This is a genomic window from Pseudomonas fungipugnans (assembly GCF_029955235.1).
Classification (GTDB): domain Bacteria; phylum Pseudomonadota; class Gammaproteobacteria; order Pseudomonadales; family Pseudomonadaceae; genus Aquipseudomonas; species Aquipseudomonas fungipugnans.
This window is the reverse complement of sequence record NZ_JARBWL010000001.1, coordinates 1610202-1627774: the sequence shown is the minus strand read 5'-3', so window position 1 is coordinate 1627774 and position 17573 is coordinate 1610202. Positions and strand designations below refer to the sequence as shown.

Sequence of the window (17573 nt, the reverse complement as noted above, 5' to 3'; positions counted from 1 at the left end):
CATCAAACAGTGTTGCTATAGGGAATGCTGCAAGTGTATCCAACACCGCCGCCGCCGCCAACAGTGTGGCGCTGGGCAGCAGCTCATCGGCCACAGGAGCGACCTTGGGCAACGCCGCTTATGGCGTCGGTGGCTCCGCCACAACGGGTGGCGAGGTGAACATCGCCAACGGCACCAATGGCCGTCGGATTACCGGCCTTGCCGCCGGCTCCAACGCGACGGATGCGGTCAACGTCAGTCAGCTCGATCAAATGGGCCAGAACGCAGTGACTGCTCTAGGTGGCGGCGCGGCGCTGAATTCGACCACAGGGGTATGGACGGCGCCCAGTTACTCCACCAACAGCATCAATGCTATCGGTACCAACACCGGTCCATTAGTCAGCAACAACGTTGGTGCAGCGCTGACCAATCTCAATACCAGCCTGACCAACACCGCTGCTGTGGCGGTGAAATACGACAATGCCGCGACCAAAACCCAGGTGACCTTCAACCCGGCGGGCACCGCGGTCAAGTTGACCAATATCGCGGTCGGCGCCTTGACCGCCACCAGCAGCGATGCCGTGAATGGCAGCCAGTTGTTTACAACCAGCCAGAACACGGCGGCAGCCCTTGGCGGCGGCGCGGCAGTCAATGCGTCCACCGGTGCATGGACGGCACCGAGCTATTCCACCAACAGCATCAGCGTTAATGGCACCAACACCGGGGCATTAGTCAGCGGTAACGTCGGTGCGGCACTGACCAATCTCAGCACCAGCGTGACCAACACCGCTGCCGTCGCGGTGAAATATGATGCGGTCGGCGGCAACACCATTACCCTGGGGGCGACTGGTGGCGTGGGCGCACCGGCCGGCGGGGTGAAAATCACCAACCTGACTGCCGGGGCCTTGAACGGCACCAGCACTGATGCGGTGAACGGCAGCCAACTCTTTGCCACCAATACTACCGTCACTAATCTGGGGACCCAGACCACGACGTTGGGCAACACCTCGGCCAGCACCCTGGGTGGCGGCGCCACTTACTCGCCGGCCACGGGGCTTACGGGCTTCAGTCAGCCGATCAATGCGATCAGCAGCACCGGGGTGGTAGGGGCGGGCACTGCGCAAACCAGCGTAGCGGGTGCGTTGTCGGCGCTGAACACCGACACGGTCAACACCGCCAATATCGCGGTGAAATATGATGCGGTCGGCGGCAACACCATCACCCTGGGAGCGACTGGTGGTGCGGGTGCACCGGCTGGCGGGGTGAAAATCACCAACCTGAGTGCCGGTGCCTTGAACGGCACCAGCACCGACGCGGTGAACGGCAGCCAACTCTTTGCCACCAATACTACCGTCACTAATCTGGGGACCCAGGCCACGACGTTAGGCAACACCTCGGCCAGCACTCTGGGTGGCGGCGCCACTTACTCGTCGGCCACGGGCGTTACGGGTTTCAGTCAGCCAATCAATGCGATCAGCAGCACCGGGGTGGTAGGGGCGGGCACTGCGCAAACCAGCGTAGCGGGTGCGTTGTCGGCGCTGAACACCGACACGGTCAACACCGCCAATATCGCGGTGAAATATGATGCGGTCGGCGGCAACACCATCACCCTGGGTGCAACCGGTGGTGCAGGCGCACCGGCTGGCGGGGTGAAAATCACCAACCTGACTGCCGGTGCCTTGAACGGCACCAGCACCGACGCGGTGAACGGCTCGCAGCTGTTCGCGACCAATCAGACGGTCAATAACATCAACAACGGCGCGGGCATCAAGTATTTCCACGCCAACTCTATCCTCGCCGACAGCACCGCGACCGGTCAGGACAGCGTGGCCGTCGGTCCAGCCGCCAGCTCGACCGCAACGAATGCCGTCGCCATCGGCAACGGTGCCGTCGCCGGCACCGCCAACTCCGTCGCCCTGGGCAATGGCGCCACCACCGCCGCCGCCAATGCGACCGCCTCGGGCGTGGTCAACGGCGCCACCTTCAATTACGCCGGTGCGGTTCCGACCGGCGTATTGAGCGTCGGCAGCGCTGGCAATGAACGGCAGATCACCAATGTAGCGGCCGGCCAAGTCACGGCCACCAGCACCGACGCAATCAACGGCAGCCAACTCTTTGCCACCGATACAGCGGTCACTAATCTGGGGACCCAGGCCACGACGTTAGGCAACACCTCGGCCAGCACTCTGGGTGGCGGCGCCACTTACTCGTCGGCCACGGGCGTTACGGGTTTCAGTCAGCCAATCAATGCGATCAGCAGCACCGGGGTGGTAGGGGCGGGCACTGCGCAAACCAGCGTAGCGGGTGCGTTGTCGGCGCTGAACACCGACACGGTCAACACCGCCAATATCGCGGTGAAATATGATGCGGTCGGCGGCAACACCATCACCCTGGGTGCAACCGGTGGTGCAGGCGCACCGGCTGGCGGGGTGAAAATCACCAACCTGACTGCCGGTGCCTTGAACGGCACCAGCACCGACGCGGTGAACGGCTCGCAGCTGTTCGCGACCAATCAGACGGTCAATAACATCAGCAACGGCGCGGGCATCAAGTATTTCCACGCCAACTCGACCCTGGCCGACAGCACTGCCACGGGTACTGACAGCGTGGCCGTCGGCCCAGCCGCCAGCTCAACCGCAACGAATGCGGTGGCCATCGGCAACGGCGCCATCGCTGGCACCGCCAACTCCGTCGCCCTGGGCAATGGCGCCACCACGGCGACCGCCAATGCGACCGCCTCGGGCGTGGTCAACGGCGCCACCTTCAATTACGCCGGTGCGGTTCCGACCGGCGTATTGAGCGTCGGCAGCGCTGGCAATGAACGGCAGATCACCAATGTAGCGGCCGGCCAAGTCACGGCCACCAGCACCGACGCAATCAACGGCAGCCAACTCTTTGCCACCGATACAGCGGTCACTAATCTGGGGACCCAGGCCACGACGTTGGGCAACACCTCGGCCAGCACTCTGGGTGGTGGCGCCACTTACTCGTCGGCCACGGGGATTACTGGCTTCAGTCAGCCGATCAATGCGATCAGCAGCACCGGGGTGGTAGGGGCGGGCACCGCGCAAACCAGCGTAGCGGGTGCGTTGTCGGCGCTGAACACCGACACGGTCAACACCGCCAATATCGCGGTGAAATATGATGCGGTCGGTGGCAACACCATCACCCTGGGCGCAACCGGTGGTGCAGGCGCACCGGCTGGCGGGGTGAAAATCACCAACCTGACTGCCGGCGCCTTAAACGGTACCAGCACCGATGCGGTAAATGGTTCGCAGCTGTTCGCGACCAATCAAACCGTCAATAACATCAACAACGGCGCGGGCATCAAATATTTCCACGCCAACTCTATCCTGGCCGACAGCACCGCGACCGGTCAGGACAGCGTGGCTGTCGGCCCAGCCGCCAGCTCAACCGCAACGAATGCCGTCGCCATCGGCAACGGTGCCGTCGCCGGCACTGCCAACTCCATCGCCCTGGGCAATGGCGCCACCACAGCCGCCGCCAATGCGACCGGCTCGGGTGTGGTCAACGGCGCCACCTTCAATTACGCCGGGGCAACACCGACTGGCGTGTTGAGTGTCGGCAGCGCTGGCAACGAACGGCAGATCACCAATGTAGCGGCCGGCCAAGTCACGGCCACCAGCACCGATGCAATCAACGGCAGCCAACTCTTTGCCACCGATACAGCGGTCACTAATCTGGGGACCCAGGCCACGACGTTGGGCAACACCTCGGCCAGCACCCTGGGTGGTGGCGCGACTTACTCGTCGGCCACGGGCGTTACGGGTTTCAGTCAGCCAATCAATGCGATCAGCAGCACCGGGGTGGTAGGGGCGGGCACTGCGCAAACCAGCGTAGCGGGTGCGTTGTCGGCGCTGAACACCGACACGGTCAACACCGCCAATATCGCGGTGAAATATGATGCGGTCGGCGGCAACACCATCACCCTGGGCGCGACCGGTGGTGCAGGCGCACCGGCTGGCGGGGTGAAAATCACCAACCTGAGCGCCGGTGCCTTGAACGGCACCAGCACCGATGCGGTAAATGGTTCGCAGCTGTTCGCGACCAATCAAACCGTCAATAACATCAGCAACGGCGCGGGCATCAAGTATTTCCACGCCAACTCTATCCTCGCCGACAGCACCGCGACCGGTCAGGACAGCGTGGCTGTCGGTCCAGCCGCCAGCTCGACCGCAGCTAATGCCGTCGCCATCGGCAACGGTGCCATCGCCGGCACCGCCAACTCCATCGCCCTGGGCAATGGCGCCACCACGGCGACCGCCAATGCGACCGCCTCGGGTGTGGTCAACGGCGCCACCTTCAATTACGCCGGGGCAACACCGACTGGCGTGTTGAGTGTCGGCAGCGCTGGCAATGAACGGCAGATCACTAACGTGGCAGCCGGTCAGGTATCGGCGACCAGCACCGATGCAGTCAACGGCAGCCAATTGTTCTCAACCAACACCGCCGTCGATGGGCTGGGGACTCAGGTCAACAACCTGGTCAACAACGGCACCGGCATCAAGTATTTCCACGCTGATTCAACGCTGGCCGACAGCACCGCGACCGGTCAGGACAGTGTGGCCGTCGGTCCCGCTGCCAGTTCCACCGCAGCGAATGCCGTGGCCATCGGCAACGGCGCTATTGCCGGAACCGCCAACTCCATCGCCCTGGGCAATGGCGCCACCACAGCCGCCGCCAATGCGACCGCCTCGGGCGTGGTCAACGGCGCCACCTTCAATTACGCCGGTGCTGCACCGACCGGCGTATTGAGCGTCGGCAGCGCTGGCAACGAACGGCAGATCACTAACGTGGCAGCCGGTCGGGTCTCCGCGAGCAGTACCGATGCAGTCAACGGCAGCCAGCTGTTCTCAACCAACACCGCCGTCGACGGGCTGGGCACGCAAGTCAACAACCTGGTCAACAACGGCACCGGCATCAAGTATTTCCACGCCAATTCGACGCTGGCCGACAGCACCGCGACCGGTCAGGACAGTGTGGCCGTCGGTCCCGCTGCCAGTTCCACCGCAGCGAATGCCGTGGCCATCGGCAACGGCGCTATTGCCGGAACCGCCAACTCCGTCGCCCTGGGCAATGGCGCCACCACAGCCGCCGCCAATGCGACCGCCTCGGGTGTGGTCAACGGCGCCACCTTCAATTACGCCGGGGCAACACCGACTGGCGTATTGAGTGTCGGCAGCGCTGGCAATGAACGGCAGATCACTAACGTGGCAGCCGGTCAGGTATCGGCGACCAGCACCGATGCAGTCAACGGCAGCCAATTGTTCTCAACCAACACCGCCGTCGATGGGCTGGGGACTCAGGTCAACAACCTGGTCAACAACGGCACCGGCATCAAGTATTTCCACGCTGATTCAACGCTGGCCGACAGCACCGCGACCGGTCAGGACAGTGTGGCCGTCGGTCCCGCTGCCAGTTCCACCGCAGCGAATGCCGTGGCCATCGGCAACGGCGCTATTGCCGGAACCGCCAACTCCATCGCCCTGGGCAATGGCGCCACCACAGCCGCCGCCAATGCGACCGCCTCGGGCGTGGTCAACGGCGCCACCTTCAATTACGCCGGTGCTGCACCGACCGGCGTATTGAGTGTCGGCAGCGCTGGCAACGAACGGCAGATCACTAACGTGGCAGCCGGTCGGGTCTCCGCGAGCAGTACCGATGCAGTCAACGGCAGCCAGCTGTTCTCAACCAACACCGCCGTCGACGGGCTGGGCACGCAAGTCAACAACCTGGTCAACAACGGCACCGGCATCAAGTATTTCCACGCCAATTCGACGCTGGCCGACAGCACGGCAACCGGTCAGGACAGTGTCGCCATCGGCCCGGCCGCCAGTTCAACCGCCGCCAACAGCGTGGCCCTGGGTAGCAACTCCCTGGCCACAGGATCGACCCTGACCAACGCAGCCTATGGTATCGGCGGCGCGGCAACGGGCGGCGAAGTCAACATCGCCAACGGCGCAGACGGTCGTCGTCTGACCGGCCTCGCTGCCGGTTCCAACAGCACCGATGCGGTGAACGTCAGCCAACTCAACCTGGTCGGCCAGGATGCAGCGCAGGCCCTGGGCGGTGGTGCACAACTCGACGCCACCACCGGCGTGTGGACGGCGCCCAGCTATGTGACCAACAGCATCAATGCGGCAGGGGCCGACACCGGTCCGCTGACCAGCAGCAACGTAGGCAATGCGCTGAGCAACCTCAGCACTGGCCTGACCAACATCGCCGCCGTCGGGGTGAAATACGACGACGCCACCACCAGGACGCAAGTGACGTTCAACCCAGGTGGCGCGGCAACGAAACTGAGCAACGTGGCCGCTGGCGATCTGAGCAGCACCAGCTCCGACGCGGTGAACGGCAGCCAGTTGTTCGCGACCAACGAAGCGGTCGACAACATCGTCAACAACGGCACCGGCATCAAGTATTTCCACGCCAACTCGACGCTGGCCGACAGCAGCGCGTCCGGGCTGGACAGCGTTGCAATCGGGCCGTTGTCCGTCGCCACAGGCGCCAATTCGTTCGCGGCAGGCACGGGCGCCACGGCGTCCGCTGATGGCGGTCTGGCGCTGGGGCATCAGAGTCAGGTGCTGGTGTCGGGCGGTATCGCACTGGGCGAAGGTTCGGTCGCGAACCGTGCCCTGGCACCGGCCACGGGCTCGATCCCGGTCGGTAGCGGGGCGATCACCTATGACACCGCTGATGCGACCTTGCTTGGGTCGGTTTCGGTGGGCAAGGCCGGTGCTTACCGGCAGATCACCAACGTGGCGGATGGCACCGAAGCCAACGACGCGGTAACGCTGCGTCAATTGACCGGGGCGATGGGCTCCTTGAGTTCGACCGGCACCCTCTATTTCCACGCCAACTCGACGAACCCGGTGGACTCACTTGCCACGGGTGCGGAGTCGATTGCGGTCGGCCCGGCCACCGTGGTCAACGGCGATAACGGTATCGGTATCGGTGACCAGGCCACTGTCGGTCAGGCCGCGGCCGGTGGCATTGCCATCGGCCGTAATACCCAGGTGTTGCTGGCTTCCGGCATCGCCGTGGGCAGCGCGGCCCAGGCCTCGGCTGAGCAATCGGTGGCGCTGGGCGCCGGTGCCAATGCGAGTCAGGCGATGAGCGTGGCGCTGGGCTCCAGTTCGATAACCACCGTCGGCGCCGAAACGGATTACAGCGCCTATCGATTGACGGCACCGCAGACGTCGGTCGGCGAGGTCGGCATCGGCACGGCGCTGGGCAATCGCAAACTCACCGGGGTGGCGGCAGGTACCCAGGACAACGACGCGGTCAACGTCGCACAACTGAAGTCGGTCGGCGATCAAGTGGATCAAAACACCACAGACATCACCAACCTCGACGGACGGGTCGGTGGCCTCGAGAACCTGATCGGCTCGGGAGGCGGCATCAAGTACCTGCATGTCAACTCCACCAGCGCCGACTCCTCAGCCACCGGCAGCAATGCGATGGCCCTGGGTCCTCAGGCCGTGGCATCGGGTAGCAGTTCGGTGGCGGTGGGCAATGGCGCCAAGGCCAGCGCTGACGGCAGTGTCGCGCTGGGCAGCGGCGCCAGCGATGACGGTCGAGGGGCAGAGACGTACACCGGCCAGTATTCGGGGGCGAACAACGTGACCTCGGGCACGGTGTCGGTGGGCGATGCGGCGACCGGCGCAACCCGCACGATCAGCAATGTTGCCGACGGCAAGGACGCCACGGATGCGGTCAACGTGCGGCAACTCGACGGTGCGGTCGCCGAGGCCAAGCAGTACACCGATACATCGATTGCCAACCTCGACAGCACGGCAGTTCAACAGGATGGCCGCATCAGCGCCGTCGAGAGCGATGTCTCCAACATCAAGAACGGCACCGACGGCATGTTCCAGGTGAACAACAGCAGTGCGGCGGCCAAGCCGCAAGCCACGGGTGTTAATTCGCTGGCCGGTGGCGCAGGGGCTGTGGCGTCGGGCAATAACAGTGCGGCGGTCGGCACCCAGGCTCAAGCCAGCGGGGAAAACTCGGTCGCCGTGGGTAACGGTGCCAAGGCCTCGGCCAAGAACGCCACGGCGCTGGGCACCAATTCGGTGGCTGATCGCGACAACAGCGTATCGGTGGGCAGCGTGGGCAGCGAGCGGCAAATCACCAACGTCGCGGCGGGCACCAGTGGCACCGATGCGGTGAACTTCGACCAATTGACCAAGAGCGTGGCGGGCATCACTGACAGCGCCAATGCCTACACCGACCAGCGTTACGCGGAGCTGAAAAATGACCTCAAGCAACAGGACGAAACGCTCAGCGCGGGGATTGCCGGTGCAATGGCAATGGCCAGTCTGCCGCAGTCTTATTCACCGGGTGCAAGCATGACAACGGCGGCCGCCAGTACCTATCGCGGTCAATCGTCCGTTGCCTTTGGTGTTTCACATTTGTCCGGCAATGGGCGGTGGTTGACCAAGTTGCAGGGCAGTACCGATACCCAGCGCAATGTGGGGGTGGCTGTGGGGGTGGGTTACCAGTGGTGATGGCTGTTTTTGATACGTCTTTCTTCGACTTTTTCTCAGGCAAAAAACCATGAACATGAAAACTATTTTCGTCACCACCCTGATCACTTTGTTGGCGCTGGCCGGTTACGACAAGTTCCTGGTCAACAGACCTGCGGACATCAAGACCAATTGGCTCAGCATTCCCGCTTTGCCGGTGATTCATGATGCGGTATTCGAACTCTCGCCGAGATTCGACGGGCAGCGCAATACGCCGGCAATGGAGCAGATCTGTGCATTGGCCCGGGGCGAAGTGAAACAGGAGCAGGTCAACGCCTTCCTCAAGCAGCAAGGCGTCGTGGCGCAAACGGTGCCCAAGGAGGGCAGCCCGTTCTCGCTATTGGTCAATGGCGACCAGGCAGGGCAGACCACGGCCTGTGCGGCCTATCTGGCGACGACCGTGTTGTCGACAGTCAATGTCTCCGAGTTCATGCGCCCCGTTACCACACCGGCCGCCAATGGGCAGCCGGAGAAATCCGCGCTGCAGGTTGATAACGCGCTATTGGCCTCGGCGCTGTCGATCAAGCTTGCCGAAGCCCGGGCCAATGCCGATGTGTTCGCCCTGATCGCCGCCGAATTGCAACGCAGTCCCGGCTTGTCGATACCGCAATACCGGGCGCGAGCCGAACAGCTGTTTGCCCGCCTGGCGCCGACCTACCTGCAACGCATCAAGGATCAACTGCCGGCCGCGGACACGCAGTACAAATTGCTGGAAATGGATGACAGCCGCTTCCTGTTCAGCAGTTCCATCGGCAGCGTATTCGAGTTTGGCAGCAACGGCCTGATCCTGGACCAGGGCGGTATCACCTGGTATGGCCAAGGCAAACTGCTGGGGCAGGATTACCCGCTTCAGGTGGCGTACTTTTCACCGTTGGTCAAAGCGCTGCTGGTACCGCCGCAATCGTGACGCTCCCTGTCCGTGACAGCAAATAGTTCGGTGCCTGGTTGTTCCTGAAAAAGGTGAGATAAATGCAATTCCGCCGAAGGTTGTATCAAGCCATCACTCTTGCCGTCCTGGGGGCGATTTTACTGGCGTGCACAGGAAAACCGGGCACCCCTGAAGCTACAGTAGAACAACTGGCGGACTGGTATCTCAAGAGCGGCTCCAAGGACGGCTATCCCGCTTTGTTGAGCATCGACGATGCCAAGCCACTGTTTGACCCGGCGATCATTCGTCTGTTGGTTAAAGCAGCAGCGCAGCGTGACAGACAAATCATGGCGCACCCCGAAGACAAGCCCCCCTTTGTCGACAACCTGTTCATCACTGGTTTTCAAGATCGGGTTGATCAGTATCGGATTACACAAACCCGTCAGTGGGGGGAGATCGCGCATTCGCAACTGGCCTGGGCCAGGCTGGGTGACAACATTTTCAATGACACCAAAGTGCTGTTACGCAAGACGCCGGAAGGCTGGCGCATAACGGATATCATCTACGATGAAAATCACCCTGAGAAGCGACTGACCGAGCTGTTAAAGATCGATCGCTGATGTGGCGGGAGATGGCGGATTGAGTTTGCGCTTTCAATAAAAGTCTCACATCGTCTCTAACGATGAGATGGGAGGTGATGGACACGCTGCGACGGGTGTTATCACCGAGCAACTCAAGGCTGTACGGTCGAGCAACGATTTACCGGTACAGTTGCAGCCGCCGTCATTTGCCAATCAGCCAGCCATGGCTGCGCGCCACGGACCTCCTTCAACCTGATCACCGTAGCCCTCGGCAGAGAAAAGCCGACGGCGACTCGGCATAAATGCCTTAATCATGTCCGGGAATGGACTTGGAGCAACAATGAAACAGGAAGTGATCCGCATCGCTAAAAAGCTAATAGTCATTACCGCAGTGCTGGCAGCCTTTACCGCTTATGGCGCGAACACGCACTTTGGTCTGGAAACCTGGGCGGGGGATATCGGCCTGTTTGTGGGCCTCTGGGTAAACGCGTTGCCCTCTACAGCCGTTATCGTTCTGGTCGTGGCAAGTGCAGCGTACTCAATCAAGTGGTTACGAAATCGGCGCAGTAACGTTTAGTTCGTCGCTCACTGAATACCAGCACAGGCGCCGGGAGTTTCTCTAAAAGGCTCTGGAGAATTTCCTGCCCACAGTCGAACCATCCACTGTCGCAACCCACCGCCCTGGCCTCAAGGTTCGGCAGGCAACAGACGTCCTCACCGCAGGTTCTCGTTCTGGAAAAAACACTCTTTGCGCGCAGCGGGAGTGTGGGTTGATTCAGGTGTTCTTGCCGATGGCCGGGCCGCTGTCGCTGTCGCTCATACTGGCGAGCGGTTTTGCGGTACTCACTGGGAAATTTCGTACAGGAATTGAGGACATTGCGTCGTTTGTTTCAATGACTGGCAACGCAAGATGAATGGCAGCAACTTTACCCAGCTTCTGGATGAATGCCTCAATGATCCACTCTATTAAAATCGTCACCTTTACTTTGTGCGCAGCCATTTGTTTTTCACATTTCGACGCTCATGCACAGGCAGGTGACGAGTCAGCTGACAGGATTCAGATTATCAGTCCGGCGCACCCCGTGTGGTTGGTTGAGAAACCCTATGCCGAGAGCCCCATGCTGACGGCGAGCACTTACGGCGACAGCGCTTACAGCGGTTATCACAGCAAGGCCACGTTGGAGATCAGCTGTCACCCGCAGAACCCGGAGGCAGGATTCAGGCTGCAAATCGCCCCACAGGCACTGGGTTTCAACAGCGGGGCATTTGAAGGTCCGGACGTCAGTGCACGGGGGTCAATGCGAATCACTACCGGAACACGCACCGCCGTCGATCACAAAGTCTCAGGCAGCTGGACTGACGGCGGGGTATTCCAGGTGGGGACGATCTTTTCGTTTGAGGCGCCGATCCCCCGCGATGAATTGGCCTACTGGGCGAGCGACGCTTCGCGTGGCCAGCCACTGCAGCTTTTGCTGGCCCCCAAGGCCGGCGGCAAGCTGTTGACTGCAACGTTTTCATTGCCAAAAAACAACGAGGGGTTGAAGAAGGTCGTCCGGCGTTGCCTCAGCACGGTTGCCGCCACGCCTGTGAGGCTATAGCGCGACCGAGTTGAAGGCGGTCTGCCACAAAGGGCCATCCGGCGATCGGCACCAACGGCACGGCCTGCGACAAGGCAATGCCATCGAACAGCCGTGGCGGATGAGCCTGGATGATCGCTATCTGTAGAGCTTTCTGCGCATTTTTGGGAAGTTTCCTACAAAATCTCAGACATTTCCTAGATAGATTTCCCCGGGTTTCCTGAACAATCGCCATACCCTTGCAGCCGATGAGTCACACCCCATGTCCTGCCTGCCACTGCGCGTCCTTGTTCTCGAAGACCATGACTTCCAGCGCTCCGTCGCGGTCAACATGCTGCGCACGCTCGGTTGCCGCGAGGTGTTCGAAGCCAGTGATGGCGCCGAGGCGCTGGAGGTGCTGGACGTTGTCGGTGCGGTGGACATCGCCCTCTGCGACTTGCAGATGGAAGGCATGGACGGGCTGGAGTTTCTCAAGCGCGTCGGTGCATCGGGGCAGGTAAAGGCGATCATCATCAGCAGTTCACTGTCGGTCGATCTGCGACGGGCGGTGCAGCAAATGGTATCGCTGCTGGGCCTGGAATTGCTCGGTGATGTTGGCAAACCGCTGCACGGATCAGTGCTGGAGCATTTGCTGGAAAATCACGTCAACCGGCCGACTGCCGGGCCAAGGTCTGCCGCACAGGTTGAATTCGCCAGTGAGTGGGCGGTGCGTCGGGCGTTGGCCGAGCAGCAGTTGCACGCCTGGTATCAACCCAAATTCAACCTGCAGACCGGTGAGGTCTGCGGCGTAGAAGTGTTGTGCCGCTGGTTGCACCCGTTCAAGGGCGTGGTTTCACCTGCGCAGTTCATGCCGGTGCTGGAGCGCTGCGGGTTGATGGATGAGTTGTTGTTCGGGCAGTTGGATCAAGCCTTGAACCTCCAGCAACAGGCCAGAAGCCGTGGTTTTGCACTGAACATGGCGTTTAACCTGCAAGCGGCGCAGTTGGCCAACGGCGAGCTGGCTTCAACCATCAAGAGCATCCTCAGCCGTCACGCTACGCGTGGCGCCAGCCTGACCTTCGAACTCACCGAAAGCGGCCTGCTGGAAGCGCCGGCCACCAGCCTCGAAAGTCTTGTGCGCCTGCGCATGATGGGCTGTCGGTTATCCATCGATGACTTCGGTGCCGGTTTTTCCTCCCTTCAACGACTTTGTCAGTTGCCGTTTAACGAGATCAAGCTCGACGCCGAATTTGTTCGCACGCTGGAACACGAGCCGCGCTGTCGTGCCGTGATCAGCAGCACCCTGGCTCTGGGCGAAACCCTGGGCATGTCGGTGGTGATCGAAGGCATCGAGACCGACGCGCAACGCCAGCAATTACTGGCCTTGGGGTGCACACAGGGGCAGGGCTACTGGTATGCGCGTCCAATGAGTGGCGATGATTTATTGCACTGGCTTCAGCGGCGTGATGATGCGCGGATCGAGTGCTGAGCACAGGTCGAGTTAATGCAATCGTCGGATATCAGAGCCTATTTTTAGGAAAAGTCCTACATCAACCATGGCATGGCTTCCGTAGTCTTGCGCGCTGACGAATTTGTCCCCGTTCTGGAGGCCACCCACAATGCCGAACAAAGCTTTACGCATCCTGATCGCCGACGCGCAGCACTTTCACCGGATGAAAATCGAGCGCCTGTTCAATCAGCTCGATTACTTTCGGGTGGCGCCGGTGCAGGACCTTGCGGAGCTGTTGGTGTTGGTGGAATACGGTTGCGAGCCGTTCGACCTGGTGGTCATCAACGCCTCGTTGGCCGCTGGTGTCATCAACCTGCCGGGGTTGTTCCTCGACAACCCGCAGGTTCGTCACGCGTTTGTCTACGACGGCGAACAGGCTGGGCTGCTGGCGACCACCGGCTGTACGGCGGAAAAAGTCCAGGTGACCCACGAACCGCTGCCGGATTCATTGACCATCGGCCAGTTGATGGCGAGGGTCGACCCCTGTGCGCAGGAGCCATTCCAGTACCGCCAGCAACTGACCGGCTGAGATGACCGTTCGTCGCTACTGTCAGTTCTGACAGGTACATGCCTTCAGCTTTCCATGCGAGAGTCATCGCGCAGCCGTTGCGTCTATTCCGGTCTTTTCCGGCGGGTATGCGCCGCGCAATCAACAGATTTTTGCCAGGAGTTGCCATGAAGTTCGCACTGATTGTGGACGATCATCCGGTTGTGCGTGCCGCAGTCAAAATCGTGCTGGAAAAAGAGGGATTCAAACGAGTTGTCGAGGCGGCCAGCGGCAATGAAGTGATGGCGATCCTGCGCGACCATTCACCGGACCTGGTAGTGCTGGACCTGATCATGCCGACCATGGACGGGCTGGATGTGCTCGGGCGGATCAAGGCCGCTGGTGTGGCCTCTCGCGTCCTGGTGTTCACCTCCCAGGACCCGATGTATTTCCAGGAGCGCTGCATGCGTGCCGGTGCCCTGGCGTACGTGGCCAAGACCAATGAGTTGGCGCAGTTGAGCAAGGCGGTGCATGCCGTCATGGCCGGATACACCTACTTCGCGCATTTGCCTGCGGCCGCGCTGAGCAATGTCCAGCGCAGCGAAAAACAGCAGATCGACAGTCTCTCCGACCGCGAATTGACCATCCTGCAATGCCTGGCCCGGGGCACCAGCAACAAGGCAATTGCCGAGCGAATGCACCTGAGCCACAAGACCGTCAGCACCTACAAGACGCGCCTGATCGAAAAACTCGGCGTGTCCTCGGCCGTGCACCTCAGGGAATTCGCCAAACGTAATCATCTGATTTAAGTGAGCCCGGCCGTGCGTGCCTATCTGTTCGTTGCAATGTGGTTGGCGCTTGTGAGTCTCGGTGTCGCGGCGGCCGACGAACCCACGCAGCTGGATCTGCTGGGGCATTCCACGGTTGCCGGTTACCAGGTCCGTCTTGACGAAAAGGATTGGCAGTGGCTGCGTGACAAGCACGTCTTGCGTCTGGGGGTCGCGGGACCGGACTACCCGCCGTTCGAGGTGTCTCGCAACCATGAGGACCTGGAAGGCATTACCGCTGACTACGCTTACCTGCTGGCGCAACTGTTGAACATCAAGGTCGAAGTGTTTCGCTACGGCACGCGCCAGTCAGCCATGGACGCCGTCAAGCGCGATGAGCTGGACCTGCTGGGCACCGCGAATAATTTCGAGGGCGCCGACCCTGGCCTGATCCGATCACGCGCCTACGCCGACGATCAGCCGATGCTGGTGACCCGTCTGGAGGAGCGCATGCCCCAGGACCTGGCGGACAAACGCGTGGCCATGGTCGATCACTATTTGCCGCTGGCGGACGTCGAGGCAGCTTATCCGGATGCACACCTGCACCTGTACGCCTCGACGCTGGAGGCGCTTGGCGGTGTCGCGTTCGGCCAGGACGACGTGTTTCTGGGCGACCTGATCAGCAGCAATTACCTCATCAACAATAATTACCTCAACAACGTGCAACTGTCGTATCCGGCGGCGCTGGACGCCAACCCGTTCGGCTTCGCCCTGGCCGCCGACAATACGCGGCTCAAGGGCATCGTCGACAAGGCACTGGCGGCGATTCCGCTCGATCAGCGCGCCGTTATCGAGCAACGCTGGAGGGCCGGCAAGGCCAACACACTCGGTCAGCAACAGGTGAGCCTGAGCGTCAAGGAGCAGCGCTGGCTCGATCAGCATCCGCTGGTGACGGTGGGCGTCGTCGAGAACTTCGCGCCGCTGGCGTTTTTTGACGCGCAGGGCCGGTTCACCGGGCTGGCGGCGCAGTTACTGACAATGATCAGCCAGCGTAGCGGCCTGAATTTCAAGGTCCAGCGCAACAGCACGCTGGATCAACAGATCGAGCAACTCAAGGCGGGACAGATTGACCTGTTGTCACTGATCATTCCCAGCACCGAACAGGAAGCGGAGCTGCGCTTCACGCGTGCCTACATGAGCAACCCCTTTGTGCTGGTCAGCGCCGTCGCCGACAGCAGCCCGAAAACCCTGGAGGATCTGGCGGGTAAACGCCTGGCAATCTATCGCACGCATCCATTGCGCGAATTCATCGAGGCTCGGGCGCCGGGCGTTCGATTTGTGGAAGTACAAAGCCCGGTCCAAGGTCTGGAGGCAGTGGTGAAAGGGCAGGCTGATGCGGCACTCAGTTCGCTGTTCCTGACCCGTTACCTGATTGCCCGCCAGTATCAGGATCGCCTGCGCATCAATAGCACGGTGGGCAATGAACCGGCGCGCTACACCCTGGCCACGGGTCGCGGCGAGCTGGAGCTGCATTCGATCCTGAACAAGGCGTTGCTGAGTATCTCGCCCCAGGAGATGGACGAGTTGGTGGCGCGCTGGAGCAATGACGTGGTGACCGACGACAGCGACTGGCTGCGTCATCGTGACGGCATTTTTCAGGGCTTTGCGGTGGCTGGCGGCCTGTTGTTGCTTGCCCTCGGCTGGATTGCCTGGCAGCGGCGGCAGATTCGTCAGCGCCAGCAATGGATGCGGCAATTGCAGGACGCCAAGGACGCCGCCGATGATGCCAATCGGGCCAAGACCACTTTTCTGGCGACCATGAGCCATGAAATTCGTACACCGATGAACGCCCTGATCGGCATGCTCGAACTGGCCCTGAAACGCTCGGAGGAGGGCGTCACCGATCGTTTCGCTATCGAGGTGGCCTCCACTGCGGCGCAACAATTGCTGGGCTTGATCGGCGATATTCTCGATATCGCGCGCATCGAGTCGGGGCATTTGTCCCTGACCCCGGAACGGGCCAACCTGCGCACGCTGGTGGAATCGGTATGCCGGGTTTTCGAAGGCCTGGCCCGGGAGAAGAACCTGCAATGGCGCGTCGAACTGAGCGAGTTCAGCGATAACGATGTGCTGATCGACCCCACGCGCTTCAAGCAGGTGCTGTCCAATCTGTTGAGCAACGCCATCAAGTTCACTCAGCAAGGCGCGGTCAGCCTGTCACTGCAGATGGCGCCAGCCTTGGCGCAGTACTGGCAGATAAAGGTCACCATTGAAGACAGCGGCATCGGTATCAGCGAGGCCGATCAGCAGCGTCTGTTCAGTCCGTTCAGCCAGGTCAGCGGACAGTCCGGGCGCAGCGGGTCGGGGTTGGGGTTGGTCATCAGCCGTACGCTGTGCGACATGATGGGCGGCCAGTTGATCCTGCGCAGCGAGACGGGCCAGGGCACGCAGGTCGAGGTCAGCCTGGACTTGCTCGTGTTGCCGCCGTTAGACATACCGGCTGCACCAGAACCTGGATTGCAGGGCGCGACCCGGTCGTTGACGATTCTGGTGGTGGATGATTACCCGGCCAACCGGTTGCTGTTGTCCCGGCAATTGAGCTACCTGGGGCATCGGGTGCTCGAAGCCGAGGACGGTCAACAGGGGCTGGAGCAATGGCGCAGGCATGCAATCGATGTGTTGATCACCGACTGCAACATGCCGCTGCTCAACGGCTATGAACTGACCGCGGCGTTGCGTGCCGAGGAACAGGCTCGAGGGTTGCCGCCGACATTGATTCTGGGTTTTACCGCCAATGCCCGGCCCGAAGAAAAGCGTCGTTGCCTGGAAGCCGGCATGGACGATTGCCTGTTCAAACCCATCCGGCTCGCGGACTTGAGCGCGTGGCTCGCCGACAGATTCCCGGGTGAAGCGCCCAGGGCAGATGAAACATCAGCGCCCGCTGAAATCGATCTGGCAGGCCTGGAGCAATACGTCGGTACGGACCGTACGTTGATCAATCGGCTGCTGCATGATCTGGTCGTGACCAATCGGATGGACCGTCAACAGCTGCTTGAGGTCCAGGCTGCCAATGATCGTCAGGGCCTTGAGGACCTGGCGCACCGCATCAAGGGCGGCGCGCGCATGGTCCGGGCGATGCGCCTGATCGAGTGTTGCGAGCAACTGGAACAGGCCTGCGACGGCGACGACTGGGTGGCGATCAACGCGGCAGTGGATCGTCTGCAACAGGCCATGACCTTGCTCGATCAGAGACTTGGACAGACTGACGCTTGATCC

At 61.4% G+C, this 17573-nt stretch carries 9 protein-coding genes; all 9 read left to right on the top strand.

The genetic code is table 11. The annotated features are described in order from the left end of the window. Positions 1 to 104: 104 nt before the first annotated feature. Positions 105 to 8510: a YadA-like family protein gene (locus tag POF45_RS06365; RefSeq protein WP_282315361.1), complete on the top strand. Its 8406-nt coding sequence runs from the start codon at positions 105 to 107 to the stop codon at positions 8508 to 8510. Between the two features lie 49 nt (positions 8511 to 8559). Further along, positions 8560 to 9435, top strand: a complete 876-nt coding sequence (locus tag POF45_RS06360) for a hypothetical protein (protein WP_282315360.1) — start codon at positions 8560 to 8562, stop codon at positions 9433 to 9435. A 62-nt stretch (positions 9436 to 9497) separates the two neighbouring features. Beyond that, positions 9498 to 10016: a hypothetical protein gene (locus tag POF45_RS06355; protein ID WP_282315359.1), complete on the top strand. Its 519-nt coding sequence runs from the start codon at positions 9498 to 9500 to the stop codon at positions 10014 to 10016. 301 nt (positions 10017 to 10317) lie between these two features. After that, complete coding sequence (locus POF45_RS06350) at positions 10318 to 10554, top strand: hypothetical protein (RefSeq protein ID WP_282315358.1); 237 nt, start codon at positions 10318 to 10320, stop codon at positions 10552 to 10554. Between the two features lie 337 nt (positions 10555 to 10891). Further along, positions 10892 to 11575, top strand: a complete 684-nt coding sequence (locus tag POF45_RS06345) for a hypothetical protein (RefSeq protein ID WP_282315357.1) — start codon at positions 10892 to 10894, stop codon at positions 11573 to 11575. A gap of 241 nt (positions 11576 to 11816) precedes the next feature. Further along, positions 11817 to 13022, top strand: a complete 1206-nt coding sequence (locus tag POF45_RS06340; RefSeq protein ID WP_282315356.1) for an EAL domain-containing response regulator — start codon at positions 11817 to 11819, stop codon at positions 13020 to 13022. A gap of 130 nt (positions 13023 to 13152) precedes the next feature. Continuing rightward, positions 13153 to 13572: an ANTAR domain-containing protein gene (locus POF45_RS06335; protein ID WP_259495219.1), complete on the top strand. Its 420-nt coding sequence runs from the start codon at positions 13153 to 13155 to the stop codon at positions 13570 to 13572. 146 nt (positions 13573 to 13718) lie between these two features. Beyond that, positions 13719 to 14339, top strand: a complete 621-nt coding sequence (locus POF45_RS06330; protein ID WP_259495218.1) for a response regulator transcription factor — start codon at positions 13719 to 13721, stop codon at positions 14337 to 14339. Positions 14340 to 14375: 36 nt separating this feature from the next. Further along, on the top strand, positions 14376 to 17570 hold the full coding sequence (locus tag POF45_RS06325) for an ATP-binding protein (protein ID WP_282316009.1): 3195 nt from the start codon (positions 14376 to 14378) through the stop codon (positions 17568 to 17570). The last annotated feature ends 3 nt before the right edge of the window (positions 17571 to 17573 follow it).

Excerpts from the sequence above, each read along its gene's own strand:
- POF45_RS06360 (WP_282315360.1), top strand. The coding sequence starts at position 8,560 with ATGAACATGAAAACTATTTTCGTCACCACCCTGATCACTTTGTTGGCG.
- POF45_RS06355 (WP_282315359.1), top strand. The coding sequence starts at position 9,498 with ATGCAATTCCGCCGAAGGTTGTATCAAGCCATCACTCTTGCCGTCCTG.
- POF45_RS06350 (WP_282315358.1), top strand. The coding sequence starts at position 10,318 with ATGAAACAGGAAGTGATCCGCATCGCTAAAAAGCTAATAGTCATTACC.
- POF45_RS06345 (WP_282315357.1), top strand. The coding sequence starts at position 10,892 with ATGGCAGCAACTTTACCCAGCTTCTGGATGAATGCCTCAATGATCCAC.
- POF45_RS06340 (WP_282315356.1), top strand. The coding sequence starts at position 11,817 with ATGTCCTGCCTGCCACTGCGCGTCCTTGTTCTCGAAGACCATGACTTC.
- POF45_RS06335 (WP_259495219.1), top strand. The coding sequence starts at position 13,153 with ATGCCGAACAAAGCTTTACGCATCCTGATCGCCGACGCGCAGCACTTT.
- POF45_RS06330 (WP_259495218.1), top strand. The coding sequence starts at position 13,719 with ATGAAGTTCGCACTGATTGTGGACGATCATCCGGTTGTGCGTGCCGCA.
- POF45_RS06325 (WP_282316009.1), top strand. The coding sequence starts at position 14,376 with ATGTGGTTGGCGCTTGTGAGTCTCGGTGTCGCGGCGGCCGACGAACCC.